Origin of the sequence: Pseudomonas sp. BF-R-30, from assembly GCF_019956175.1 — a bacterium.
GTDB classification, from domain to species: Bacteria; Pseudomonadota; Gammaproteobacteria; order Pseudomonadales; family Pseudomonadaceae; genus Aquipseudomonas; species Aquipseudomonas jessenii.
Window position 1 is genome coordinate 17278 of record NZ_JAHBDE010000008.1, and the last position, 25672, is coordinate 42949.

The 25672-nt window shown below is 61.0% G+C and carries 14 protein-coding genes and 2 riboswitches; of the genes, 7 read left to right on the forward strand and 7 right to left on the reverse strand.

Features of this window, described 5'->3' with window-relative positions; genetic code table 11:
- The first annotated feature begins 14 nt into the window (after window positions 1-14).
- Window positions 15-1238: an NADH:flavin oxidoreductase/NADH oxidase family protein gene (locus KGB20_RS05535; protein ID WP_159390128.1), complete on the forward strand. Its 1224-nt coding sequence runs from the start codon at window positions 15-17 to the stop codon at window positions 1236-1238.
- A 470-nt stretch (window positions 1239-1708) separates the two neighbouring features.
- Here KGB20_RS05535 and KGB20_RS05540 read toward each other — a convergent pair whose 3' ends face one another.
- The 4 genes from KGB20_RS05540 to cobW all read right to left on the reverse strand — a co-directional run bounded on the left by KGB20_RS05540 (window position 1709) and on the right by cobW (window position 8449).
- Window positions 1709-2254: a vWA domain-containing protein gene (locus tag KGB20_RS05540; protein ID WP_174245520.1), complete on the reverse strand. Its 546-nt coding sequence runs from the start codon at window positions 2252-2254 to the stop codon at window positions 1709-1711.
- Between the two features lie 119 nt (window positions 2255-2373).
- A complete protein-coding gene (locus KGB20_RS05545) occupies window positions 2374-3381 on the reverse strand; it encodes an ATP-binding protein (protein ID WP_102671353.1) in 1008 nt (335 codons plus the stop codon).
- Window positions 3382-3532: 151 nt separating this feature from the next.
- Window positions 3533-7375 carry a cobaltochelatase subunit CobN gene (gene cobN, locus KGB20_RS05550; protein ID WP_159390129.1) on the reverse strand — a complete coding sequence of 1281 codons (3843 nt, stop codon included), beginning with the start codon at window positions 7373-7375 and terminating at the stop codon, window positions 3533-3535.
- Between the two features lie 3 nt (window positions 7376-7378).
- The gene (cobW, locus tag KGB20_RS05555) at window positions 7379-8449 is read right to left on the reverse strand and encodes a cobalamin biosynthesis protein CobW (protein ID WP_159390130.1); all 1071 of its coding nucleotides are present in this window, start codon (window positions 8447-8449) and stop codon (window positions 7379-7381) included.
- Window positions 8450-8551: 102 nt separating this feature from the next.
- Window positions 8552-8765, reverse strand: a riboswitch (cobalamin riboswitch).
- A gap of 211 nt (window positions 8766-8976) precedes the next feature.
- A riboswitch (cobalamin riboswitch) is annotated at window positions 8977-9203 on the forward strand.
- Window positions 9204-9324: 121 nt separating this feature from the next.
- Here cobW and KGB20_RS05560 point away from each other — a divergent pair.
- The 4 genes from KGB20_RS05560 to cobM all read left to right on the forward strand — a co-directional run bounded on the left by KGB20_RS05560 (window position 9325) and on the right by cobM (window position 11473).
- Window positions 9325-9516 carry a CbtB domain-containing protein gene (locus KGB20_RS05560; RefSeq protein ID WP_057714565.1) on the forward strand — a complete coding sequence of 64 codons (192 nt, stop codon included), beginning with the start codon at window positions 9325-9327 and terminating at the stop codon, window positions 9514-9516.
- An 11-nt stretch (window positions 9517-9527) separates the two neighbouring features.
- Window positions 9528-10235 (forward strand): CbtA family protein, encoded by a 708-nt coding sequence (locus tag KGB20_RS05565; RefSeq protein WP_150814461.1) that lies wholly within the window; start codon window positions 9528-9530, stop codon window positions 10233-10235.
- Complete coding sequence (locus tag KGB20_RS05570; protein WP_102671349.1) at window positions 10232-10645, forward strand: cobalamin biosynthesis protein; 414 nt, start codon at window positions 10232-10234, stop codon at window positions 10643-10645. The genes KGB20_RS05565 and KGB20_RS05570 overlap by 4 nt, the downstream gene beginning before the upstream one ends.
- 81 nt (window positions 10646-10726) lie before the next feature.
- Window positions 10727-11473 carry a precorrin-4 C(11)-methyltransferase gene (gene cobM / locus KGB20_RS05575; protein ID WP_150814460.1) on the forward strand — a complete coding sequence of 249 codons (747 nt, stop codon included), beginning with the start codon at window positions 10727-10729 and terminating at the stop codon, window positions 11471-11473.
- Window positions 11474-11632: 159 nt separating this feature from the next.
- Here the strand turns inward: cobM and nfuA are convergent, their stop codons facing one another.
- A complete protein-coding gene (gene nfuA, locus KGB20_RS05580) occupies window positions 11633-12217 on the reverse strand; it encodes a Fe-S biogenesis protein NfuA (RefSeq protein ID WP_008059275.1) in 585 nt (194 codons plus the stop codon).
- A 186-nt stretch (window positions 12218-12403) separates the two neighbouring features.
- On the reverse strand, window positions 12404-14713 hold the full coding sequence (locus KGB20_RS05585; RefSeq protein WP_159390131.1) for a fatty acid cis/trans isomerase: 2310 nt from the start codon (window positions 14711-14713) through the stop codon (window positions 12404-12406).
- Between the two features lie 156 nt (window positions 14714-14869).
- Here KGB20_RS05585 and metH point away from each other — a divergent pair, with 156 nt between their 5' ends.
- Entirely contained in the window at window positions 14870-18580 is a 3711-nt protein-coding gene (gene metH, locus KGB20_RS05590) for a methionine synthase (RefSeq protein WP_159390132.1), read from the forward strand.
- A gap of 117 nt (window positions 18581-18697) precedes the next feature.
- On the opposite strand, the gene KGB20_RS05595 is transcribed toward metH, so the two are convergent.
- Window positions 18698-25276 (reverse strand): NEL-type E3 ubiquitin ligase domain-containing protein, encoded by a 6579-nt coding sequence (locus KGB20_RS05595; RefSeq protein WP_159390133.1) that lies wholly within the window; start codon window positions 25274-25276, stop codon window positions 18698-18700.
- Between the two features lie 175 nt (window positions 25277-25451).
- Here KGB20_RS05595 and KGB20_RS05600 point away from each other — a divergent pair, with 175 nt between their 5' ends.
- Window positions 25452-25670 (forward strand): DUF2970 domain-containing protein, encoded by a 219-nt coding sequence (locus KGB20_RS05600; protein ID WP_057714552.1) that lies wholly within the window; start codon window positions 25452-25454, stop codon window positions 25668-25670.
- The last annotated feature ends 2 nt before the right edge of the window (window positions 25671-25672 follow it).

A 25672-nucleotide genomic window follows, 5' to 3' on the forward strand; every position in this document is an offset into this window, starting at 1 on the left:
ACGAGGAGTCAAGCATGTCGCCCTTTCAAGCGTTGAATTTGCCCAACGGCCAGACCATCGGCAATCGCATTGCCAAAGCCGCGATGGAAGAGAACCTCGCCAATACCGATCAAGTACCCGACAAGGCACTGCTTCGCCTGTATCAGGCCTGGGCCGAGGGCGGGGCCGGCTTGTTGCTGACCGGCAATGTAATGATCGACCGTCGCGCCATGACCGGTCCCGGCGGAGTAGCGCTGGAAGACGAGCGCCACCTGGAGCGCTTCCGCCAGTGGGCCAGCGTCGGTCGGGCCGGCGGTGCGCATTTCTGGGTGCAGCTCAACCATCCTGGCCGCCAGACCATGGCCAACCTTGGTCAGCAAGCTCTGGCGCCGTCGGCGGTTGCGCTGGATCTGGGCCCGTTCTCGAAGATGTTCGCCGAACCCAAACCCATGAGCGCGGACGACATCCAGGAGGTGATCCGACGTTTCGCCACCAGCGCCGCACTGGCCGAGAAAGCCGGTTTTACCGGCGTGCAGATCCACGCCGCCCACGGCTACCTGATCAGCCAGTTCCTTTCGCCGCTGACCAATCGGCGCACCGATCAATGGGGCGGATCCCTGGAAAATCGTGCGCGTCTGCTGTTGTCCGTCGTCGAGGCGGTTCGCCAAGCGGTGTCGCCGCAATTTTGTGTGTCGGTAAAACTCAACTCAGCAGATTTCCAGCGCGGTGGTTTCGATGCCGATGATGCGCGGCAAGTGATCCAGTGGCTCAACGAACAACCGATCGACCTGCTGGAACTCTCCGGTGGCAGTTACGAAGCACCTGCCATGCAAGGCGAGGCGCGCGACGGCCGAACCCTGGCGCGGGAGGCGTACTTTCTGGAAATGGCCGGCGAACTGGCCAGCGTGGCACGGATGCCGGTGATGGTGACCGGTGGGATCCGGCGTCTGGCAATCGTCGAACAGGTCCTCGACAGCGGCCTTGCCATGGCCGGCATCGGCACCGCGCTCGCTGTGGAACCACAGCTGGTCAAGCACTGGCGCGAAGGCCAGGACAGTCATCCGCAACTGCCGCCGATCCGCTGGAAGCGCAAACCACTGGCGGCGCTGGCGAGCATGGCGGTGGTCAAGTTCCAGCTGCATCGCTTGAGCCGTGGGCGCACAACCCGACCTGAAGTCTCGGCGTTGTGGGCGTTGATTCTCGACCGGTTATACATTGGCAAGCGCACCCGGCAATACCGGCAGGCGATGGGCAAGTAATCCGAAGTTGGTGGTGGCTGACCCACCGCTTTCGCGAGCAAGCCCGCTCCCACAGGGATCATTCGGTGTTCACAGACTTTGTGCTCACCCGGACCAATGTGGGAGTAATCCGAAATTGATGTTGACTGACCCTCCGCCTTCGCGAGCAAGCTCGCTCCCACAGGGATCATTCGGTGTTCACAGACTTTGTGTTCACCCGGACCAATTTGGGAGTAATCCGAAATTGATGTTGACTGACCCTCCGCCTTCGCGAGCAAGCTCGCTCCCACAGGGATCATTCGGTGTTCACAGACTTTGTGTTCACCCGGACCAATGTGGGAGTAATCCGAAATTGATGTTGACTGACCCTCCGCCTTCGCGAGCAAGCTCGCTCCCACAGGGATCATTCGGTGTTCACAGACTTTGTGTTCACCCGGACCAATGTGGGAGCGAGCTTGCTCGCGATGAGGCCCGTGCAGACAAAGTAAACTTCAGCCAGGAAGCAGCTCGTCAATGTGCCGATACTCGGCCTGCAACTGCGTCGCCAACACCCTGCTGCGCCCAAGCCGGATCGGCCCGCGCTCGATATCGATCAATAACCCCGGGCACTCCAGGACGGGCAACAACGGCCAGTCCTTCAGCCGTCCATCGGTCACCAGCAACAACCGCTGCTGCTCTGCCGGAAAACGCTTTTGCCGTGCACCAAGCCATCGCCCCGCTTCGCCCAACGCGGCCAGTAACGGCGTACCGCCCCCGGCGCCAAGGCCATCGAGCCAATGGCGCAACCCGGTCGAGGCCTTCAACCCCTGCACCTGCCACTTCGGTGCAGCACCGCTGGCCGTGAGCAGGGCCAGGCGCGCACGCTGGCGATAGGCATCGTCGAACAACTGCGCCAGCAAGCCCTTGGCATCGCTCAATGCCTGATGACGACGGGTCGATGCGGAGGCATCAACGATCACCAGCCACAGTTCGTGGGGCGAGCGAGTGCGCAGCTGAAACAACAGGTCGTCGCGCTGACGCGGTCGGCCATTGAGCAATGTGCCAGGCCAGTTGACCGAGCCGCTACGGGCCGTATGACGCTTACCCTGTTTGCCGTGGTCCAGCCGCCCGGCTCGGGGTCTGGCATTCGCCCCCGCATGGGAGCGTGGGCGAATGCCTAGGGCTTTTTTGGCCAGCTCGGCACTTCACGTCGTGCACCGACCGCCAGCGCCTGGGCAGGCAACTCGCCCCACTGGCCCTGCCCTTCGCTCGGGTTGGCGTGCTGAGGCGCCGATTGTTGCGTCGCCTGGGATGACTGAGGCGTCGGTGCGCAATGTTCGCGACGGCGATGGCGCAAGGCGAACTCGGCGACTGCGTCGATATCTTCCTCGGCGATGGCGTTCGCCCCGCGCCAGGCAGCGTGAGCCCGGGCAGCGCGCAGCCAGACCAGATCGGCGCGCAAACCATCGACGCCAGCGGCGAAGCAGCGTTCGGTGATGTGTGCCAGCGCCTGGTCGTCGAGGGGAATGCTTGCCAGTGCATTGCGTGCGTTCTGGCAACGGTCACGCAGAGTCGCCTGTGCGGATTCCCATTCGGCGCAGAAACCTTGCGGGTCGGCGTCGAAATCCAGGCGACGACGGATGATCTGACCACGCTCGACCGGCGCGGTGTGACCACCGAGGGCGACGTTCAAACCGAAACGGTCAAGCAATTGCGGACGCAGTTCTCCCTCTTCCGGGTTCATGGTGCCAATCAGCACGAATTTTGCCGAATGCCTATGGGAAATGCCGTCACGCTCCACCAGATTGGTGCCGCTGGCGGCCACATCGAGCAGCAGGTCAACGAGATGATCGGACAACAGATTGACCTCGTCGACATAGAGCACGCCACCGTCAGCCTTGGCCAGTACGCCGGGGGAAAACTGTGCGCGACCTTCGCCCAGTGCCGCATCGAGATCGAGGGTGCCGACCAGCCGCTCCTCAGTGGCGCCCAGCGGCAAGGTGACGAACTGACCGCTGGCCAGCAGATCCGCCAGACCGCGGGCCAGGGTCGACTTGGCCATGCCCCGCGGGCCTTCGATCAGGACGCCGCCGATTTTCGGGTCGATGGCGGTCAGGCACAGGGCCAGCTTCAAATCGTCGGCGCCGACCACGGCGCAGAGCGGGAAATGCGGGGTGTCGGTCATTGTTCTATCTCGGTCATGGTCGGTAATCGTCACAGCCACCCCAATCCCTGTGGGAGCGAGCCTGCTCGCGATGGCGGCCTGACAGTCGAAATCGATGTCGACTGTGTTGACGGCTTCGCGGGCAAGCCCGCTCCCACAGGATTTGCGGTGATTAGCTGTCTTCCTCTATATCGAGCAACAGATTCTCCAGCGCCTCGCGGTACTCGCCGGGCTCCTTCCACATTCCCCGTTGTTGCGCCTCGAGCATGCGCTCGGTCATATCGCGCAAGGCATGAGGATTGTGTTCGCGGACAAAATCCCGGGTGCCCGGATCGAGCAAATAGGCATCGGCCAGCAACGCGTACTGGTGATCGTCGATCAACTGCGTGGTGGCGTCGAAGGCGAAAAGGTTGTCGACCGTCGCAGCCAATTCGAACGCACCTTTGTAGCCGTGACGTTTAACGCCTTCGAGCCACTTCGGGTTGGCCGCCCGGGAGCGGATCACCCGGTTCAGCTCTTCCTTCAAGGTGCGAATCCTCGGCAGGTCCGGTTGGCTGTGGTCGCCATGATAGCTGGCCGCCGCCTCGCCTTTCAGGCTCTCCACCGCCGCGAGCATGCCGCCCTGGAACTGGTAGTAATCGTTGGAGTCGAGCAGATCGTGCTCGCGGTTATCCTGGTTTTGCAGCACCGCCTGTACCTGGCTCAGGCGCTGGCTGAACTGTTCGCGGGCGGCGGTGCCTTCGTCGGAACCGCCGTAAGCGTAGCCACCCCAGTTGAGGTAGACCTCGGCCAGGTCCTCGCGGCTCTGCCACAGGCGACCGTCGATGGCGCCCTGTACACCCGCGCCGTAGGCACCGGGTTTGGCCCCGAATATCCGCCAGCCGGCCTGACGTCGCGCTGCGTCTTCATCGAGCCCCGCCTGCAGCAAGGCTGCACGCTCGGCGCGTACCTTGGCCGCCAACGGGTTCAGGTCGTCCGGCTCATCGAGATCGGCCACCGCTTGCACCGCCGCGTCGAACAAACGAATCAGATTGGCAAAGGCATCACGGAAGAAACCGGACACACGCAAGGTCACGTCCACCCGCGGGCGGTCGAGCAAACTCAACGGCAGAATCTCGAAATCATCGACCCGCTGGCTACCGGTGGCCCAGACCGGGCGCACGCCCATCAGCGCCATCGCCTGGGCGATGTCATCGCCACCGGTGCGCATGGTTGCGGTACCCCACACCGACAAGCCGAGCTGGCGCAAATGATCGCCGTGGTCTTGCAGGTGCCGTTCGAGAATCAGGTTGGCCGACTGGAACCCGATGCGCCACGCCGTGGTGGTCGGCAGGTTGCGTACGTCCACCGAATAGAAGTTGCGCCCGGTGGGCAGCACGTCAAGACGACCACGACTGGGCGCGCCGCTGGGACCGGCCGGGACGAAGCGACCGCCAAGCGCGTCGAGCAATCCGCGCATTTCCGCCGGACCGCAGGCGTCCAGCCTTGGCGCGACCACTTCGCGCAGGCTGTCGAGGATGGCTTGCACCTCAGACCAGCCCGCCTCCTGTAGGAGCGAGCCTGCTCGCGATGGTGTGTCAGCCACATTGGTGTCGACTGACACACCATCGCGAGCAAGCTCGCTCCCACAGGGGTCAGCTAATGCCTGCGAAATCAGTTGTGTGGCGAACAGTTCGAGGCGTTCGCGGGTATCGCCGGTGGTGCGCCACAGTTCAGTGCTGATCAACGACAAGGCATTCGGTCGGAGCCCGGTCCACGGCTCGGCCAAGGCGCAATCAAGCGGATCGAATCCTAGTCCCAAGGCCTTGGCCAGCGCCCGCAGCAGACTCGACTGCGCACCCCGGCCATCGCCCCGTGGAATGCGCAACAGCGCCAGCAAGGTATCGATGCGCAAACGTCCGGTGGGCGATTCGCCGAACACATGCAGGCCGTCGCGGATCTGCGACTCCTTCAAGTCGCACAGGTAAGTGTCGAGTCGCGGCAACCAGATCGCCGCGTCGGCATCGCTGTCGAGTTGTTCGTCCAGTTGCAGTTCACGGTCGATGTGGGTGTCACGCACCAGTTGCAGGATGTCGCGCTGCAACTCTCGGGCTCGGCGCGGATCGAGCAGCTGCGCTTCGTAATATTCGTCGGCCAACAGCTCGAGGTTACGCAGCGGGCCGTAGGTTTCGGCGCGAGTCAGCGGTGGCATCAGGTGATCGATGATCACCGCCTGGGTACGCCGCTTGGCCTGGGCGCCCTCGCCCGGGTCGTTGACGATGAACGGATAGATGTTCGGCAGCGGCCCGAGCAAAGCGTCTGGCCAGCAATGTTCCGACAGCCCCACGCCCTTGCCCGGCAGCCATTCGAGGTTGCCGTGTTTGCCGACGTGGATCACGCCGTGGGCGCCATAGGTGTTGCGCAGCCAGAAGTAGAAGGCCAGGTAGCCGTGGGGCGGCACCAGGTCCGGGTCGTGATACACCGCGCTCGGGTCGACCTGATAACCCCGGGCCGGCTGAATGCCGACGAAGGTCAGGCCGAAACGCAGGCCGGCGATCATCATCCGCCCGCTGCGACACATCGGGTCGTTTTCCGGCGCCCCCCAACGTTCGAGCACCGCCGCGCGATTGGCTTCAGGCAGGGCGTTGAACATCACTAGATAATCATCCATGCCCAGGCTTTGCTGGCACGGACGCAGGTCGAGGGTCTCGAGATCGTTGCTGACGCCGCCGAGCAACTGCTGGATCAGCGCGGTGCCGCTGTCTGGTAACTCAGCCGGTAATGGATAACCTTCGGCATGCAACGCCCGCAGGATATTCAGCGCCGCTGCCGGGGTATCGAGGCCGACGCCATTGCCGATGCGACCGTCGCGGGTCGGGTAGTTGGCGAGAATCAAGGCAATGCGTTTTTCAGCATTGGGCACCCGCGCCAGATCGATCCAGCGCCGCGCCAGTTCGGCAACGAAGTCCATGCGCTCCGGTTGTGGCCGGTAGCAGACTACATCCGACTGACTGCGCTCACTGCGCCACGCCAGGTCCTTGAAGCTGATCGGGCGGCTGATGATGCGCCCGTCCAGTTCCGGCAAGGCAATGTGCATCGCCAGGTCGCGAGGGCCAAGCCCCTGTTCACTGGCGCGCCAACCCGGTTCGTTGTCCTGGGCGCAAATCGCTTGGATCACCGGAATATTGCGGCGGAATGGCCGCACATGCGGTGCTTCCGGGCTGGACTGGGCAAAGCCGGTGGTGTTCAGAATCACTGAGACGCAGGCCTCGTCGAGCCAGTCCTCGACCACGCAAAGGCAGCCGGGTTCTTTCAGGCTCGCCAGCGCGATTGGCAACGGATTCAACCCCGCCGCCTGCAACCGTTGGCAAAAAACGTCAATGAAAGCGGTGTTCGCCGCCTGCAGATGCGAGCGGTAAAACAGCACCGCCGCCACCGGTTGATCGGCATGCCAATCGGCCTGCCAGTCGCTCAGTGCGGCAGAATGTTTGTGCGGATGGTAAATCGCCGTGCGTGGCAGGGTTTGCGGTTCGCCCCAGGTGTAATCACTCGCCAGCCAGCGGTTGGCCAGGCAGCGGAAGAAGTCGAGGGCGTTGCCCATGCCGCCCTGGCGCAGAAACTGCCAGAGCCGGTCGCGATCCTCGGCACCGACGGTGCTCAAGTCGCTGAGTTCCGGGTCCGGGCGATCATCACCCGGCACCAGAATCAGCTGCACGCCGCGCTGCGACAGCTCGACCAGACGCTCGATGCCATAACGCCAATAGGCGATGCCGCCGTGCAGCGAGATCAGGATGACCTTGGCGTGGCGCAAGACTTCATCGACGTACAGGTCAACCGAGGCATGGTTCTGCACCTGCATCGGGTTGGCCAGGCGCACGCTCGGGTAATCGTCGGGCAACTGCTGCGCAGCTTCGGCGAGCAGCGCCAGGCTGGAATCGCCGCTGCACAGGACCACCAGCTCGGCGGGGGTTTGTCCAAGGTCGGCAATGTTGTCATCCGACACGAAACCGCCGGGCTGGGTCCTGAGCAGGTGCATGGCTTACACGCTGAGCGCGGCGCGCAGTTGCGCTTCGAGAACAGTGGCGTCCAGTTTCTGGCCGATCAGCACCAGGCGAGAGACTCGCGCCTCTTCGGCGCCCCACTGGCGGTCGAAATGCTTGTCAAAACGCGTACCCACACCCTGGATCAGCAGGCGCATCGGCTTGTTCGGAATCGCCGCAAAGCCCTTGACGCGCAGGATGCCGTGCTGGACCACCAACTGGGTCAGCGCGTCCAGCAGCAGGCTTTCGTCGGCTTGCGGCAGTTCGATGGAGATCGAATCGAAGGCGTCGTGATCGTGGTCATCATGATCGTCGTCGCCATCGTGATGATGGTCGTGGTGGCTGTGGCGGCTGTCGATGTGTTCTTCGGAGCCGACACCCAGGCCGATCAGCACGTCCAGCGGCAGGCGACCACTGCTGGCTTCGATGATTTTCACCGCTGGCGGCAATTCCTCGGCGACTTCCAGGCGCACACGGGCCAGGTCCGTCGGGTTGATCAGGTCGGTTTTGTTGAGGATCACCAGGTCAGCGCTGGCCAGTTGGTCAGCGAACAGTTCGTGCAGCGGCGATTCGTGGTCCAGGTTCGGGTCGAGTTTGCGCTGGGCGTCGACCTGATCCGGGAACGCGGCGAAGGTGCCGGCGGCCACGGCCGGGCTGTCGACCACGGTGATTACCGCATCTACCGTGCAGGCGCTGCGGATTTCCGGCCACTGGAAGGCTTGCACCAGCGGCTTTGGCAGTGCCAGACCGGACGTTTCGATGAGGATGTGGTCGATATCGCCGCGACGGGCCACCAGTTCGCGCATCACCGGGAAGAATTCTTCCTGGACGGTGCAGCACAGGCAGCCGTTGGCCAGTTCATAGACACGGCCGTTGGCTTCTTCTTCGGTGCAACCGATGGAGCATTGCTTGAGGATTTCGCCATCAATGCCCAATTCACCGAATTCGTTGACGATCACCGCAATGCGGCGACCCTGGGCGTTGTCGAGCATGTGGCGCAGCAGCGTGGTTTTACCCGAGCCGAGAAAGCCGGTGACGATGGTGACGGGGAGTTTGGCCAGTGTTTTCATCGGATGCCCTATGGCTAAGCTGGCGGGCATACGGGACGACGACCGGCAACGCGCACGCGATTACCTGAAGAGTTCGCCACCGGATCACCCCGCCCGGTTGAAAGTGAGAATCTGTGACGAGGCAGGTCTCCTGGCTGACGGTGTGCCGGGCTTGAGCCTGGCATTCGCTGCGCCTTCCCGCCGGCCTCATGAATTGAGTCAGCAGTGGCGTGGCAACGAACATCACCGTTCACAGTTGCGGGGGCAGCCGCGGCATTGACCGCGTTCCCTTCTTAGCTTCGACAAACGCCGAAGAACCTCGAAAGCGCAAGGCTACGCATGGTCTTGGGGCGGGTCAATGCTTGCGATCCCTGTGGCGAGGGGGCTTGCCCCCGTTCGGCGGCGAAGCCGTCGCAAATCCAGAGTGCACGCTTTGTCTGGATAAAAGTAAGGGGGCCGCTTCGCAGCCCAACGGGGGCAAGCCCCCTCGCCACAGAAACTCAAACGAGAACCCCTGCCAATTGACGCCCAACCCCCGCCCATGCTCTCCTACACACCTTGTTACGGGTGCCCTTCACAGGGTGAAACGGGAAACCGGTGAATCATGTGCTTTACTCTTAAGCCATGTCAGTCCGGTGCTGCCCCCGCAACGGTAAGCGAGCGAAGCGTCAGATCCACTGTGCCACTGCGGCATGGGAAGGTGATGCTTTCAGGTCCAGGCGCAAGCCTTTGCCCCTCGTGAGCCCGGAGACCGGCCCGCAACACAAAGTGACCAGTACGATCACTGAACCAACAAACCCGCGGTGGGCGGGCGCTGTTTGAAACCTTGCGCGCCTGGTCGTGCGGGTTTTTACATGCGCTCTTAATTCCCCGCTGACAGACCAGAGGGAAACGCCATGTCGATCATCAGCAGCGCCGAACACACAGCCGCGAGCACCACCTCAACCCTGACTCAACGTCTGGCCGCCGCCGTCTGCGCGTCGATCCTGGGCGCGTGCCTTGTGTATTTCGCCGGTTTCTCGCACATCGAAGCGGTGCACAACGCCGCCCACGATACCCGTCACAGCTCCGCGTTCCCGTGCCATTGAGAGCTGTCGACATGATCAAGCGTATTGCGCAAACCGCAGGTTTCACCGGGCTGCTGGCCGCCCTGTTGCTGACCCTGCTGCAAAGTTTCTGGGTCGCCCCGCTGATTTTGCAGGCCGAGACCTACGAAAAAGCCGAACCGGCCGCTGTTGAAATGCATGAACACGCCGACGGTGCGGTGGCTGCCCACACTCATGATGCTCAAGCCTGGGAGCCGCAAGACGGCTGGCAGCGCGTGCTGTCGACCACCGGTGGCAACCTGGTGGTGGCGGTCGGTTTCGCCCTGATGCTGGCCGGCCTGTACACCTTGCGTGCGCCGACCAAAACCTCTCAAGGCCTGCTCTGGGGCCTGGCCGGTTACGCGACCTTCGTGCTCGCCCCGACCCTCGGCCTGCCGCCTGAATTGCCAGGCACTGCCGCCGCCGACCTGGCACAACGGCAACTGTGGTGGGTCGGTACCGCCGCCTCCACCGCCGTCGGTATTGCGCTGATCGTGTTCAGCCGTCACTGGCTGATGAAAGTCCTCGGCGCGGCGATCCTCGCCGTTCCCCATGTGATTGGCGCGCCGCAACCGGAGGTGCATTCGATGCTTGCTCCAGAGGCACTGGAAACCCGGTTCAAAATCGCTTCGCAACTGACCAACGTGGCATTCTGGCTGGCCCTGGGCCTGATCAGCGCCTGGTTGTTCCGTCGCAAAAGCGATGGTCAATACAACGCATGACTGACGTCAGCACAGCGCCGACCCTGGTGGTCGGTCTGGGCTGCCAACGGGGCTGCCCCGTCAGCACGTTGTTGGCGCTGCTCGATCAGGCGCTGGAGGCGCACCAGATTGCCCGTCATGAAATCAAGGCGCTGGCCAGCATCGATTCGAAGCGCGACGAACCTGCACTGATCGAACTGGCTCAGCAACTCGGCCTGGAACTGATGTATTTCAGCAGTGAGCAACTGGCCGCTTATGAACCGCAACTCAGCCATCAATCGCAAATAGCGTTTGAACGCACCGGTTGCTACGGCGTTGCGGAAAGCGCCGCACTGGCCCTGGCCGAACAACTGGCCCAGGCCCCGGCAAAACTGCTGATTCCACGACAAAAATATGCCCAGGCAACCCTGGCATTGGCTGGTGCTGCGTAAAAACCGATAATCCCCGCCTTTGATCATGAACATTCTTCATCTGAAGACCTGTTCAGCCCCTTTTTCCCACAGGAACCGACGATGACCGTCTACTTCATTGGCGCAGGTCCCGGCGACCCCGAACTGATCACCGTCAAGGGCCAGCGGCTGATTCGCAGTTGCCCGGTGATCATATATGCCGGCTCACTGGTGCCGGCCGCCGTACTGGAAGGTCACTGTGCCGAACAGGTGGTCAACAGCGCCGAACTGCACCTGGAACAGATCATCGACCTGATCAAGGCCGCCCACGCCAAAGGCCAGGATGTGGCCCGGGTGCACTCTGGCGATCCGAGCCTGTATGGCGCCATTGGCGAGCAGATTCGCTATCTGCGTGAACTGGGCATTGCGTTCGAAATCGTACCCGGCGTGACTGCCACAGCCGCTTGTGCAGCGCTCTTGGGCGCGGAACTGACCCTGCCGGACATTTCGCAGAGCGTGATCCTGACTCGCTACGCCGACAAAACCGCCATGCCACCCGGAGAGGAATTCTCCAGCCTGGCGCAGCACGGCGCGACCATGGCGATTCATTTGGGGGTCAGTCACCTGGCGAAGATCGTCGAGGAACTGCTGCCCCATTACGGCGCCGATTGCCCGATTGCAGTGGTGCACCGCGCGAGCTGGCCGGATCAGGATTGGGTGGTGGGCACGCTGGCAGATATAGCCGGGAAGGTTGAATCGAAGGGATTTCGTCGTACGGCGTTGATTCTGGTGGGTCGGGTGCTGGGCAGTGACCACTTCAGCGAGTCATCGCTGTATCGTGCGGGGCATGCGCATCTCTATCGCCCATAGCGCCCTCTTCGCGAGCAAGTCGGATCGCCGCACCGCCGCTCCCACATTTGGAATGCATTCCCCTGTGGGAGCGGGCTTGCTCGCGAAGGCTTCAGTGAATTCGACCCATAAAAAAACGGCGCTCACGGGGCGCCGTTTTTTCAATTCGCAGCGAACACCTTAGTAGTAGGCGTTTTCTTTCTGCGTGTGGTCGGTCACGTCGCGAACACCTTTGAGCTCCGGGATGCGCTCGAGCAAGGTGCGCTCGATGCCTTCCTTCAGCGTCACGTCGGCCTGGCCGCAGCCCTGGCAACCACCACCGAACTGCAGGACGGCGATGCCGTCTTCGACCACGTCTATCAGGCTGACCTGACCGCCGTGGCTGGCCAGCCCCGGGTTGATCTCGGTTTGCAGGTAGTAGTTGATGCGCTCGTTGATCGGGCTGTCGGCGTTGACCATCGGTACCTTGGCGTTTGGCGCCTTGATGGTCAGCTGGCCGCCCATGCGGTCGGTGGCGTAGTCGACAACGGCATCGTCCAGGAAGGCTTCGCTGAAGTGGTCGATGTACGCGGTGAAGCTTTTGAGCCCCAGCGCGGTGTCTTCGGGTTTTTCTTCGCCCGGCTTGCAGTAGGCAATGCAGGTTTCGGCGTACTGGGTGCCAGGCTGGGTGATGAAGACGCGGATGCCGATGCCCGGGGTGTTCTGCTTGGAGAGCAGATCAGCCAGGTAATCGTGGGCGGCGTCAGTGATGGTAATAGCGGTCATGGAAACTCCTCGCAGGCTTGGGCGCAGTTTACGCCAATCAACGCGCCGGACAAAGTCCTAGTATTTTTGTCGGGAAAGAATTGTGGGAGCGGGCTTGCTCGCGAAGGCGTCGTGTCAGGCAAATCAATTGCGACTGACACACCGTTTTCGCGAGCAAGCCCGCTCCCACAGGGGATCTGCGTCCGATCAGAGGTTCTCGTAGCGATTCATGTCCAGCACGCCCTCTTCCACCGGATCGTTTTCGTGGATGTAGCGGCTCAGGTCATGGAAATAAGCCCAGAATTGCGGATGACTGCGGCGTATTCCCCAGCGTTCGACGATTTTCTCGAAGCTGTCGGTGTCCTTGGCGCTTTCCATCGCATCCACAAACGCCGGCACTTGCCCGGCCGGGATGTTGAACATGAAGTTCGGGTAGCTGCTGAGCACACCCGGGTAAATCGTCAGGGTGTCGAGCCCCGGTTGATAGCGCAGTGATTCACCGAGCAAAAACGCCACGTTGCTGTGGGCACGGTTACGCAACAGGCTGTAGACCTCACGCTTGCCGCTGCCGGTTTCAATACGCAGCAGCGTGGCCTCCGGCAACTGATCGATGACCCTCAGTCCGGCGGCCGGACGCGAAGTCAGGCGGCTCAATGCCTGCTCGGCACTTTGCAGGTCCGGATCGATGTTTGGCCGCGAACAGTAAGCGCCGTCGCAGCGATTGATCGGGTCGGGCCTTGCATTGAGATCGCCATAACGGGCCAGCAACTGCATGGCAAAGTCGCGCTTGGGGTCCAGCGCGTCAAGCTTCAGCGCGGTCGGCTTGTCGTCGTCGATGGTCTCGTAGTCGAGCCACATCTTGAATTTGCCACTGTTCTGATACCAGTCATCAAGGTAGTCATCCCGGGAGTCGGCGGGCATCAGGCGCAGGAAATTCTGTTCGGCACCGTTGCGGATCAAGTCGAAATACAAGCGCGTCTGAGCCTGATGGGACAGGTTCCCGAACACATCGAAGTTTACTGCCAGTTGATAGTAGGTGCGCTCCAGCAGCGGATAGTCGAACAGCCATATCGTTTGCGGCACCTCGCCGATCAGGCCTTTGGTCACCGAAGCACTGTCGAAATGGCGGAAGATACTCAGCAACGCATTGTCGTTGCCGGCCCACAGGGTCGACCAGCTCGGTGCTGGTTCATCGGCGTAGCTGTCCCGGCGCAAGGCTTCGTATTCGTTACGCTTGTCACGGTAGTCGTGCCACAGGCTGAGGACGCTGCCGACATCATCGTTCTGCCCCGGCATCGCCAGCAATGGCGTGGCCTGCCCGCGATAGTTCGGATCCGTGACATACAGGTCGTGCTCGGGCGCCTGGAACAGCGCCCAGAAATTATCGCGGATCACGTCCGTGGCGATCTGGCCGCGACACACTGGCCCACGAATGAACGTGCGCACAAAGTATTCGGCGTTATCGAGCATGAACTGATAGCGCGCCTGGGCCGGAATCGCTTCGAAAGTGGCAAAGGGGTTGGCCCGGCTCTGCGGTCCATAGCCCGGCAATGCGTCGACCTGCCAGTTGCCGCTGTAGAACAGGCTCTTGACCCGCGCCAGCTTCGCCGGACCCAGCGGATAGGTGATGTGGGTCTTGTGCACGATCACGCCCTGTACCGGCCACAGGCGATAGTAAAACTGCGTGCCCGGATCATCATTCGGGCGACGGGTGTTGATCAGGTCGATCGGCTGGCCGGTCGGGGTGCGCGAACGCACCCACTGGAAGAAATGCCCAGGCTCACCGTCCTTGAAGTAGAGATGGGCCAGGAACCAGTGCTCGTACAGCCAGCGCCCCACCAGGCTTTCCCGGGCTCCCGGCGAATTGAGCAGGTTTTCCCATTGCACCACCTGCAAGGCTTCCCTGGCGCTGGGCGCCAGCGCTTGCTGATCGATCGGCGCGCCTGCCGCCAGCCAGCGTTGCAGCGTCTGGTACTGCTGGTCGGTCAGGCCGGTCACTGCCAGCGGCATGCCCTCCTTCGGATGCTTGGCGGCATAGCCGTCGAACTCCGCGGGCATGGCACACATGTTTTCCCGGTTCAGGCCCAGGACGATGTCTTCCGGCAGCTTCGCGTTGGGTTGCAACGGAGTCTTGTGGCCAAGCTCCAGCATCCGCGCCATCAGTGCGGCCTGACTGCCCTGGGCATCGAGCACCGAATAGAAGCCCTTTTGCTGCCAGGCTTGTTTGCCGGAGGCGTCATAGAACAGTCGGGTCGGTGCAACCGCCTGGCGGCGGTCACCGTCATAGACAGGGACTTTCGTCGCGCCCCGCACCGCGCCCTCACCGCTGCCCAGGTTGAGCTGACAGGCGGCGTCATTGCAGGCGTGGCAGGCCACGCACTTTTCAGTGAAGATCGGTTGAATGTCGCGGCTGTAGGAGATAACAGGTGACATGGCAGAGGAAATCGCCGGGCCTTGCGCCACGGCGCCCCAGCTTAAAAACAGCAGCAATGTGCCGATGACGAAGCGATACGACATGTCCCTGGTCCCGAATCCTGAAAAAACGTCGCGATTCTACCGGTCTGTCACCCTTACCAACATGAACGATATTCATGCAAATTCGAGTCACGCTCCAAAAGCGCACAGGTTTGCTATCATCCCGGCCCTTCGTCATGGCCTTACCGAGTAGTCCAAATGTCCGATCGCAGCGTTCGCCTTCAAGCTCTCAAGCACGCCCTCAAAGAGCGCATCCTGATTCTCGATGGCGGTATGGGCACGATGATCCAGAGCTACAAGCTCGAAGAGCAGGATTACCGTGGCAAACGCTTCGCTGACTGGCCAAGCGATGTCAAAGGCAACAACGACCTGTTGGTACTGACTCGCCCGGACGTGATTGGCGGCATTGAAAAAGCCTACCTGGATGCCGGCGCCGACATTCTGGAAACCAACACCTTCAACGCCACCCAGATATCCCTCGCCGATTACGGCATGCAAGGCCTGGCGTATGAGTTAAACGTAGAAGGCGCACGCCTGGCGCGCAAGGTCGCCGACGCCAAGACCCTGGAAACCCCGGACAAGCCGCGCTTCGTTGCCGGCGTGCTCGGCCCGACCAGCCGCACCTGCTCGCTGTCGCCGGACGTGAACAACCCTGGCTACCGCAACGTGACCTTCGATGAACTGGTGGAAAACTACACCGAATCCACCAAAGGCCTGATCGAAGGCGGCGCCGACCTGATCCTGATCGAAACCATTTTCGATACACTGAACGCCAAGGCCGCGATCTTCGCCGTACAAGGCGTGTTTGAGGAACTGGGCGTCGAACTGCCGATCATGATTTCCGGCACCATCACCGACGCCTCCGGCCGCACCCTGTCGGGCCAGACCACCGAAGCATTCTGGAACTCCGTGGCCCACGCCAAGCCGATTTCCGTCGGCCTGAACTGCGCCCTTGGCGCCCGTGAATTGCGCCCGTACCTCGAGGAGCTGTCGAACAAGGCCAGCACCCACGTTTCCGCGCACCCGAACGCCGGCCTGCCGAACGAATTCGGCGAGTACGACGAATTGCCGTCGGAAACCGCCAAGGTCATCGAAGAGTTCGCCCAGAGCGGCTTCCTCAACATCGTCGGCGGCTGCTGCGGCACCACGCCGGGCCACATCGAGGCCATCGCCAAGGCCGTGGCCGGTTATGCGCCGCGCGAGATTCCGGACATCCCGAAGGCTTGCCGCCTCTCGGGTCTGGAGCCGTTCACCATCGATCGCAACTCGCTGTTCGTCAACGTCGGCGAGCGGACCAACATCACCGGTTCCGCCAAGTTCGCCCGCCTGATCCGTGAAGACAACTACACCGAAGCCCTGGAAGTCGCCCTGCAGCAGGTCGAAGCCGGCGCCCAGGTGATCGACATCAACATGGACGAAGGGATGCTCGATTCGAAGAAGGCCATGGTGACCTTCCTCAATCTGATTGCCGGTGAACCGGACATCTCCCGCGTACCGATCATGATCGACTCCTCCAAGTGGGAAGTGATCGAAGCCGGCCTCAAGTGCATCCAGGGCAAGGGCATCGTCAACTCGATCAGCATGAAAGAAGGCGTCGAGCAGTTCATTCACCACGCCAAACTGTGCAAGCGCTACGGCGCCGCCGTGGTGGTGATGGCCTTCGACGAAGCCGGCCAGGCCGACACCGAAGCGCGCAAGAAGGAAATCTGCAAACGTTCCTACGACATTCTGGTCAACGAAGTGGACTTCCCGCCGGAAGACATCATCTTCGACCCGAACATCTTCGCCGTGGCCACCGGTATCGAAGAACACAACAACTACGCCGTCGATTTCATCAATGCCTGTGCCTACATCCGTGACGAACTGCCGTATGCCCTGACCTCCGGTGGCGTGTCCAACGTGTCGTTCTCGTTCCGTGGCAACAACCCGGTGCGCGAGGCGATCCACTCGGTGTTCCTGCTGTACGCGATCCGCTCCGGGCTGACCATGGGTATCGTCAACGCCGGGCAACTGGAGATCTACGACCAGATCCCGCTGGAACTGCGCGATGCCGTGGAAGACGTGATCCTCAACCGCACCCCGGAAGGCACCGACGCCCTCCTCGCCATCGCCGACAAGTACAAGGGCGACGGCAGCGTCAAGGAAGCCGAGACCGAAGAGTGGCGCAACTGGGACGTCAACAAGCGTCTGGAGCACGCACTGGTCAAAGGCATCACCACCCACATCGTCGAAGACACCGAAGAATCGCGCCAGTCCTTCGCTCGCCCGATCGAAGTGATCGAAGGCCCGTTGATGGCCGGCATGAACATCGTCGGCGACCTGTTCGGCGCCGGCAAAATGTTCCTGCCTCAGGTAGTGAAATCCGCCCGCGTGATGAAACAGGCCGTGGCCCACCTGATCCCGTTCATCGAACTGGAAAAAGGCGACAAGCCGGAGGCCAAGGGCAAGATCCTGATGGCGACCGTAAAAGGCGACGTGCATGACATCGGCAAGAACATCGTCGGCGTGGTGCTGGGCTGCAACGGCTACGACATCGTCGACCTGGGCGTGATGGTGCCGGCGGAAAAAATCCTGCAGGTGGCCAAGGAACAGAAGTGCGACATCATCGGCCTGTCCGGCCTGATCACCCCGTCGCTGGACGAGATGGTCCACGTCGCCCGCGAAATGCAGCGTCAGGACTTCCACCTGCCGTTGATGATCGGTGGCGCCACCACCTCCAAGGCGCACACGGCGGTGAAGATCGAGCCGAAGTACAGCAACGACGCGGTGATCTACGTCACCGACGCCTCCCGCGCCGTGGGCGTGGCGACCCAGTTGCTGTCCAAGGAACTCAAGGCCGGTTTTGTCGAGAAAACCCGCCAGGATTACATCGAAGTTCGCGAGCGCACGTCCAACCGCAGTGCCCGTACCGAGCGTCTGAGCTACGGCGCAGCCATTGCCAAGAAGCCGCAATTCGACTGGGCGTCCTACACGCCGGTCAAACCGACTTTCACCGGCGCGCGGGTGCTGGACAACATCGACCTCGACGTGCTGGCCGAATACATCGACTGGACGCCGTTTTTCATATCCTGGGACCTGGCCGGCAAGTTCCCGCGCATTCTCCAGGACGAAGTGGTCGGTGAAGCCGCCACCTCGCTGTACAACGACGCGAGGGAAATGCTGCGCAAATTGATCGACGAAAAACTGATCAGCGCTCGCGCGGTGTTCGGCTTCTGGCCGGCCAACCAGGTGCATGACGACGACATCGAGCTCTATGGCGATGACGGCAAGCCAATGGCCAAGCTGCATCACTTGCGCCAGCAGATCATCAAGACCGACGGCAAGCCGAACTTCTCCCTGGCCGACTTCGTCGCGCCCAAGGACAGTGAAGTGACCGACTACGTGGGTGGTTTCATCACCACCGCCGGCATCGGCGCCGAAGAAGTGGCCAAGGCCTACCAGGACGCTGGCGACGACTACAACTCGATCATGGTCAAGGCACTTGCCGACCGACTGGCCGAGGCGTGCGCCGAGTGGCTGCACCAGCAGGTGCGTAAAGACTATTGGGGTTATGCCAAGGATGAAGCGCTGGATAACGAGGCTCTGATCAAGGAGCAGTACAGCGGAATTCGTCCGGCTCCGGGCTACCCGGCCTGCCCGGATCACACCGAGAAAGCCCAGCTGTTCGCCCTGCTAGACCCAGAGGCCCAGGAAATGCGCGCAGGCCGCAGCGGTGTATTCCTCACCGAGCACTACGCGATGTTCCCGGCGGCAGCGGTCAGCGGCTGGTACTTTGCTCACCCGCAGGCGCAGTACTTCGCCGTGGGCAAGATCGACAAGGACCAGGTGCAGAGCTACACGTCGCGCAAAGGCCAGGAACTGAGCGTTACCGAGCGCTGGCTGGCGCCGAATCTCGGTTACGACAACTGAGTGATCAACTGAAAAAAACCTTGTGGGAGCGAGCTTGCTCGCGATAGCGGCGTATCAGTCAACATTGATGTTGAACATCAAGCCCCCATCGCGAGCAAGCTCGCTCCCACAGGTGATTTACCTGTTTGAGGCAGTCGTCAGCTCCGCGACCTCCTGTCGGGACAATTCGATCATCTTCGCGTTACGCGCCGCCCTCTGCTCGAAAAGCTGAGTCAGTAATGCCGCATCGTCAGCGTTTTCAACTTCCTCCTGCACATCCATCTCATCCAGAGCCTTGAACACGTCAGGATGTTTTTCCTTGAGATAACTTTCCCAATAGTCGCGCTGGATCAAGTCTTCAAAGAAACCATCGGACTGCTCTGCGTTGACGATCTCGATTCGCGCGTCCGCCAGTTGTTGAGCGGTCACTCCCGAGGCATAGGTCATGTGTTTCGGTTGCCCTGGCAGCTCCAGGCCGTCCGCCCACCCTTGTGTCAGCCCGATTCGATAGCCTAAGCGTATTTCGGCTTCATCCTGCCCGCTTTGCGCGGCGATTTTCCTCGCAAGATCGTCGACCTTGTCCAGTCGAAACAGCTGCCGGGATAGATTCAGCAGTGCATGCCCCTTCACACTCGGGCGCCCGACGGGAATATCAAGCAAGGCGTTGTGGGTGAAGACTCTGCTTTCCAGTCCGCTGAACGTCAGGATTCGACCGTCGACACACGTGCCGTGGGTGCTGGAACTGGCAAACAGGATCTCCCGCAGTTCGGAATCGCTGGCGGCGCCTTCAATGACCGTCCATACCCGCCGCGTCAGATCGGCGTTTGCCACCCTGAACTCCTGAGTATCCCGCAGTCGTGAAAGCAGATGAAAAAACGCCTCATTGCCCGGTTCCGCCGCGAGTTGATTCCATAACGCGGTTTTGCTCGCCACCTCCTCAGGAGGAAGATTGGCCAACCACGGTGTTTTCTGCTCGGGATCCGGCTCGGTCTCTGACAGGTCCTCATCCGTATCGATGCCTTCACTGCTATCGCCGCCATCGCCGTTGGCGTCATCGATCAACTCGTCAAGATCGGCCCGCGAGATCCCCAGCACCGTGTCGTGGAAACCCGCTTCACGGTAATCCCTGAGTCGTTCAAGGCTCTCAAGCGACAGGTTGTCGTTGTCGCTCAGATCCGTACCGGCCGTCAAAACGTCATGGTCGCCACTCAGGGCCTGCTCGGGGATCGACGTGATGTCGTTGCCACTGAGATTGAGCGTGCCCAGGTGTTGGCTGTCGAACACCCCGTCCGGCCATTCGGTCAAATTATTGTTGCGCAGATCCAGCGTCTCCAATTGCTCGAAAATACTGATATCAAAGGCATCCAATGCGTTGTAGCTCAAGTCCAGCCAGCGCAAACGCTCCAGACTGTTCAATGAGGCATACAGCTGCTCGGTATCGGCCATCTGGTTCGAGGACATTTCCAGACGCTCGAGCCTGTCCATGTAACGGACCGGCTCTGGAACGGCATCCAGCCCATTGCCATTGAGGTCCAGGGTTTTCAGGCGAGTAAAGGCCTTGAGGAACCCATCGGAACCTTGCCGGGTAAGTTTTACGCTCGTCAGTTTCAACGTGCCAACATGCTCGAACGATACCGGCACCTCAGGCAGGTCACCCAGTTGCAGACCGTTCAGATCCAGCACCGCATCAGCCACCGCGCCCGTGCCGCTCAGACCTGTTTGCCAGCATTCGAGGATCCGCAAGGCAGCCTGCCTGCGAATGCTGGAAGACGTCATCCAGCCATTACCGCGGGATCCCCGGGTAAACAGCCAGCCATTCAATTGGCGCGTGAGCGTTTCATAGGTTTTCTCCCATTCGGCAATTTTCACGCTCGCAGCTTCGCTCCCCTGCATCTGTTCGATCATTTGCAAAGCGTCATCATCGGCGAGTGTCGGTTTCAGTCGTTGCAGGCGCTTTGTCAAAACCGCAACCCCTTCTCCCGCCGGGACTTCCGGCAGCGGCAACAATTGAAGCGCGATCGAACTGCCGCTTTCGAACGGCGGGAAATCCTGTGGCACCTGTTCCAGGTCGAACCGTTCCAGCGCGCCGGCCGGAAGACATTTGGCCATTTCCATTCGATGCCTGGCTGCGTTGCGCATGGCGACGGCTTGAGGGGTTAAAGGTGTGCCCGCGAGGTTGGTCTTGAGCAGCGTCTCATCCGCAAGCGGCTCCGGCAGCGCGTTGACCCTGCTGTCTCGCAAGTCCAGCCAATACAGCTCTGGCAGCTCCTGTACCCCGGTCGGCCATTCTTGCAGCGCTGTGCCACTTAGGTTCAAGGACTTGAGGCGGGTCATTGCACTGACATCCAAGGCATTCAACGGGTTGTTGCTCAAGTCCAGGTATTGCAGTGCCTGCAATCCATCAAAAGCTTGCTGAACCCCGGCGTCGCCAACAATTGCGTTATTGGAAAGATCCAGATCAGTCAGCTTTTCAAGATCACCGGGCGCAAAGGGCACTTCGGCCAGACCGCCGCCACTCACGTCAAGTTTTTCAAGCCCGGGAAACTTGCGTACGAAATTGCGGATCTGCTCGACGGGGGCTCTATTACCCTTCAGATACAAGGTTCGTACTTCAGGGAAGGCGCCGTCCGGCAATTCGGGAAACTCACTCAACGCCAGGCTCGGCCAGTCGAGTACCGAAGCTTCAGCCGTCGAGCCGTAGCGTTTGAATGCGCCGTTGCGCCAGCAGGCTCTCAGGGCATTTGCCGTCAATGTACGCCCCATGATCTCGTTCGCCGCTCCGGGCAATTGCAGCGCGCGTTGGGACCAGTCATCAAGCTGCCGGTTGAGCTGATGATGCTGCTCGCTCAATGCTTCGACGGCGTCGAATCTCGCCCCTGCGTCTTGCCACTGCTCGACAAATTGATTGAACAATCCCGCGGACGGGGAATTGATGCCTTCAGCAAGACGCTTCAACTCGCCCTTGCAGTAATCCCTGACCATTTCTTCCAGAACAACAAGGTGCCGGGGCTGACGCCGGAGATACTCATAGGCCTGTTTGAAGTTTGGACGCGGCATGTTCGACCAATCCAGCGACAACCCGGACCAGAGTTTTTCATGCCCTTCGAAAATGCCATCGGGGAAGGTGCTAATGGCAGTCCCGGTGAGGTTCAGACGTTCAAGACGGGGCAGTTCCAGAACCCCGGTTGGCCATTGATCCATGGACGGTGCAATCACTTCAAGCTGACGCAGATTGCGTAGCCGACTGACGTCCAGCGCCACGGGAACGCCCCAGGTTGAATACACGCTGAGTTCCTCGAGCGTCGTCAACGCCCCCAGCCTCGACGGCATGTCTGCGGCGAAGGGCGCAGCAGAATACAGGCTAAGCGCTCTGAGATCCGGCATGCTGCTCAGTACCTGGGGCACGGTGCTGAAATTGTTGCCTGTGCCATTGATCCGCAGTCGATTGAGCTTTGGAAAATTCGCCAGCATCGCATCGACATTGGCGTCGGTGATGCTTCGACCCCGGACATACAGATCTCGCACATGGGAGAAGTCCGCCGACAGCGCGGGGATTGGGTCATCACAAACCAGGTCAAGCAGTCTGTAGCGCGAACGCTCTGCGGCCAGTGGCGAATTGCGCCAGGATTCCTTGAGACTCTCGGCGACCGAGGCCTTGCCTCCGAGCATCGACTCCAGGACAGTACCCGCTGTCGGCTCGCCAACCCATTGATCGAGCGTTGCCTCGAGGGTCTCCCACTCGCGCATACGCTCCTGCAGAAGGCTATAAATCTGTGCGTCGGTTTTTCCCGCGCGCAGTTGCGCCAGGATAAATCCATTGGCCTGTTGATCCGTCAGCGCCGGGTAGACATCCTGAACCCGCGACACCAGCGAAGGATTCAAACCTTGCCCGCGCCCGCTGGCGTAGTAGCCGACCCGGCGCTCGGTTACGCGTACGGGTGGTTTGAACGCCTTGCGGTGACCGCTGCGCTGCTCCAGCATGCGCGACAATTGCGCGCGATGCTCGAACGCCGATTTGATCACTCCCTGCTTCAGACCTGCGCTTTGACCTACGTGTGGAACGCCCAATGCGCGACGGGATTCATCGGGCAATGCGTGCATGATCGAGGCGTAAAAGTTATCGCCGGTGGCGGGCACGCCGTTAAGTGTTTCGCCAAGCTCGTCGAATGCCTGATAGGACGGGCCATTTTTAACCAGGTACTTGCGGATCGTCGCGGCCTCGCTGCCAATCCCATCGATAAGCGAACCCCCGATGTGGCCATCGCGGATCTCCAGCCGCACTTCGTCGGACCAGCCCGGCATTTTTTCCAGGGCATGCAGTGCGAGCCAGCGGCTGTCAGCGGACAGCGCAGATTCCGCGCGCAGGCCCGTAAAAGCCTGGGCCTGGCGCCCCCGTTGCGTATACCAACGGGCCTCCTCCAGCATTTTCAGGGGAATTCGACTCGTTGATTTCAGGCGGGTGAGCTCTTCGGCATTGGCATCGAGCAGAATCCTGCGGGCAGCGGCATTGCTCAGCCCCGGGCTGGCGCGTTGCAATTTTTCGAGCAGTGGTCCGCCGGTGCCGGGGTCGGCTTCGAACAGCCCTAAGGCGTGGGCCAGCTCCGGCGGCGGCGCCAGGTGATCCATGTGCATCTTGCGCAAGGCATTGTCCTCGACACCACAGGCCTCGGCGATGTCGAGCAGTTGCTCATCGGAAAATGCCTCGGTGGTATGGCCGATGCGCCGCAGCAGTGTCAGCCGATCCCAGGTCCGGGGACGCTCCAGCGCATGGCGCCAGGCGCCATGCCCGTTGTGTTCGAGTATGGGTTGCCAGGCGTCGGTATCCGTCGGATGCCGAATGCGCCATTTTTTCAGCGATGGGTCAAAGGTTGTTTCGTAGACCTTGCCTCCCTGCCGAATGAAGGTTTTGCCATTTATCCGGTGCAGCCCCGACGCATCAGGGACTGAATGGCGAGGCAGGATGAGGTTACGTTCGTAACCGCTCAGGTCAGGTTTCCATAAGCGGGTTTTGCCGTCGGCGTGCTGGATGGGCTGCAGGCTTTCAACCAGCGGCTCGGGTTTCACCGCCGTCAGCTTGGCCAAGCCTTTGCCCGCACCGGCCATCACCGCGGCCAGCGCCAGATTCTCGGCCACATCGACCAGGTGCGCCTTGGCCGCCGTTCGATCCCCTTCACTCCACTCGATCGCCCCCTCAAACGACTCGTACAGCAACTGCCCCGCCATGACCGTCAGCATGATCTCCCCCAGCACCGGCACGAACATCGACACCATGTTCAATCCGAGCATGCCGATTTCCAGCAGGTGGTTGAGCTTTTGCGCCCGTACTCGCGCATCGACGTCCGCCGTGGGCACCGCATGGCTGCGTGCGTCGGCGATGACTTTCTTGCGGTTTTGCTCGTAGAGATAAGTCCACAGATCGCTGTTGGCGGACCAGATGCCCGCCACGCCCTCGCGAATCATCCCGAATGGATTGAGATAAGGATCTTCGACCGGCTCACGCTTACCCGCAGGCTCTGGCGGCAGCTCTTTGATGCGGGCGACGGACGACAACGGGGGCACGTACTGGAGGACCTTCAACCAGAATGAATGCAAAGGATCAGTCGGAGAGTCGGCAGCCTTGCGGGTGAACTGGCTGAAGTAATAAGGGCGGTCGGCGTAGGCGACGAACTGGCTGAAAAAACGCTGGTGGACGGTCGGCTCGCTGCCACTGGCGGGCAATGCGTCCTGGGCGGTGAACTGGCGCTTGAATTCTTCACGCAGCTGCTCAGAGGTATAGCGTTTGAGCGGGTGCTCGGGATCGTGGGGAATGTAGACGATGTAGTCGTTGGTATAGCGATATTGTTCACTGATGCTGAACACGACACAGCCCGTCATCCTGCGCTTCATCAGGTTCAGGTCACGAAACCAGACTGGCCTGTTGCCTACACGGGGATGGACCTCGCCATTAACCACCGAAAGGATCATTGCGTAATCGTCGGGTTCGATATCTTTTTTCAGCAGCGCCAATTCAGCGGCTGCTCTCATTGCCGCTTTCTGACTGGCAATGAATTGCTCGGACACTGTCGATTTCTTCTGCGCAGCCGTTGCCTGGAAAAACGCCTCGACACGGGTTTGATACTGCGCGCCGATATCCAGCTTGCGGCAGAGTGAAAGGAATTGCGTGACCGACATGTTGAGGGTAGCGACCTCGAACGTACCAGGCGTGGAAGTCTCGACGACAAAGCCCGACCCGCGATGAAAGGCGCCCGCCTCGCATTCGGACGCTTCGAAGTTATGCAGTGCCGCCTGCAACAACGAAAGCTTCATGACCTCGAATGTGCCGATTTCGATTTCAAGATCGCTGACTTCCAGCGCTCGCCTCAGGCACACCAGGGTTTTGTTGACATCGGCCTCGACCCCGAACTGATCCTTCAGCGCCTTTTGCAGTATCGGCTCGGCAAAGCTTTCGGCATCTGGCAGCGACGACATGGTTTTGTCGAGCAGGGTCTGGCAAACCAGGCTGTCGTTGAAACGGTCTTTCAGTGCCTGCTGTTGCTCGCTGGAGGCTCGCGAGTACCAGCGCGGCGCGAGTGAGCCGCTGGCTTTTATGGCTGCCCGCCGCTGCGGCGTGGCATCGATCAACCAATCAGGCGTCAGCTGTTCAAGAAGCTCGCGGTGAATGCTGGTTTGGCCCGCAACCAGAGGTTGACGGGGCACAGAGGGGGGATGGGTAGACATTGTGTCGCTCCTGAAAAATGGAACGACAGAACATCATTTCAGTGAACCGTATCTGCGGTAGATAGTTATCGCATCGGCCCAGACTGATTTCAAAATGCGTCGATTCGCAGGCCGGCCGCACCACTGGCCGGCAGATTGTCTATGCTCTGAGGACTTACTGACAGGCGAGGGATTTATGGACGATCCGGTCGACAACAAGCCGCCAACCTTCTGGCAGATGTTGCACAGTGTCATGGCGGCAGCGTTCGGAGTGCAGAGCAACAAGAACCGGGCGCGGGATTTTACCCACGGCAAGCCCAGTCATTTCGTGATCCTGGGGATTTTGTTCACCACGGTGTTTGCCCTGACGCTGTTTGGCATCGTCAAACTGGTGTTGCTGCTGGCAGGGATCTGAAA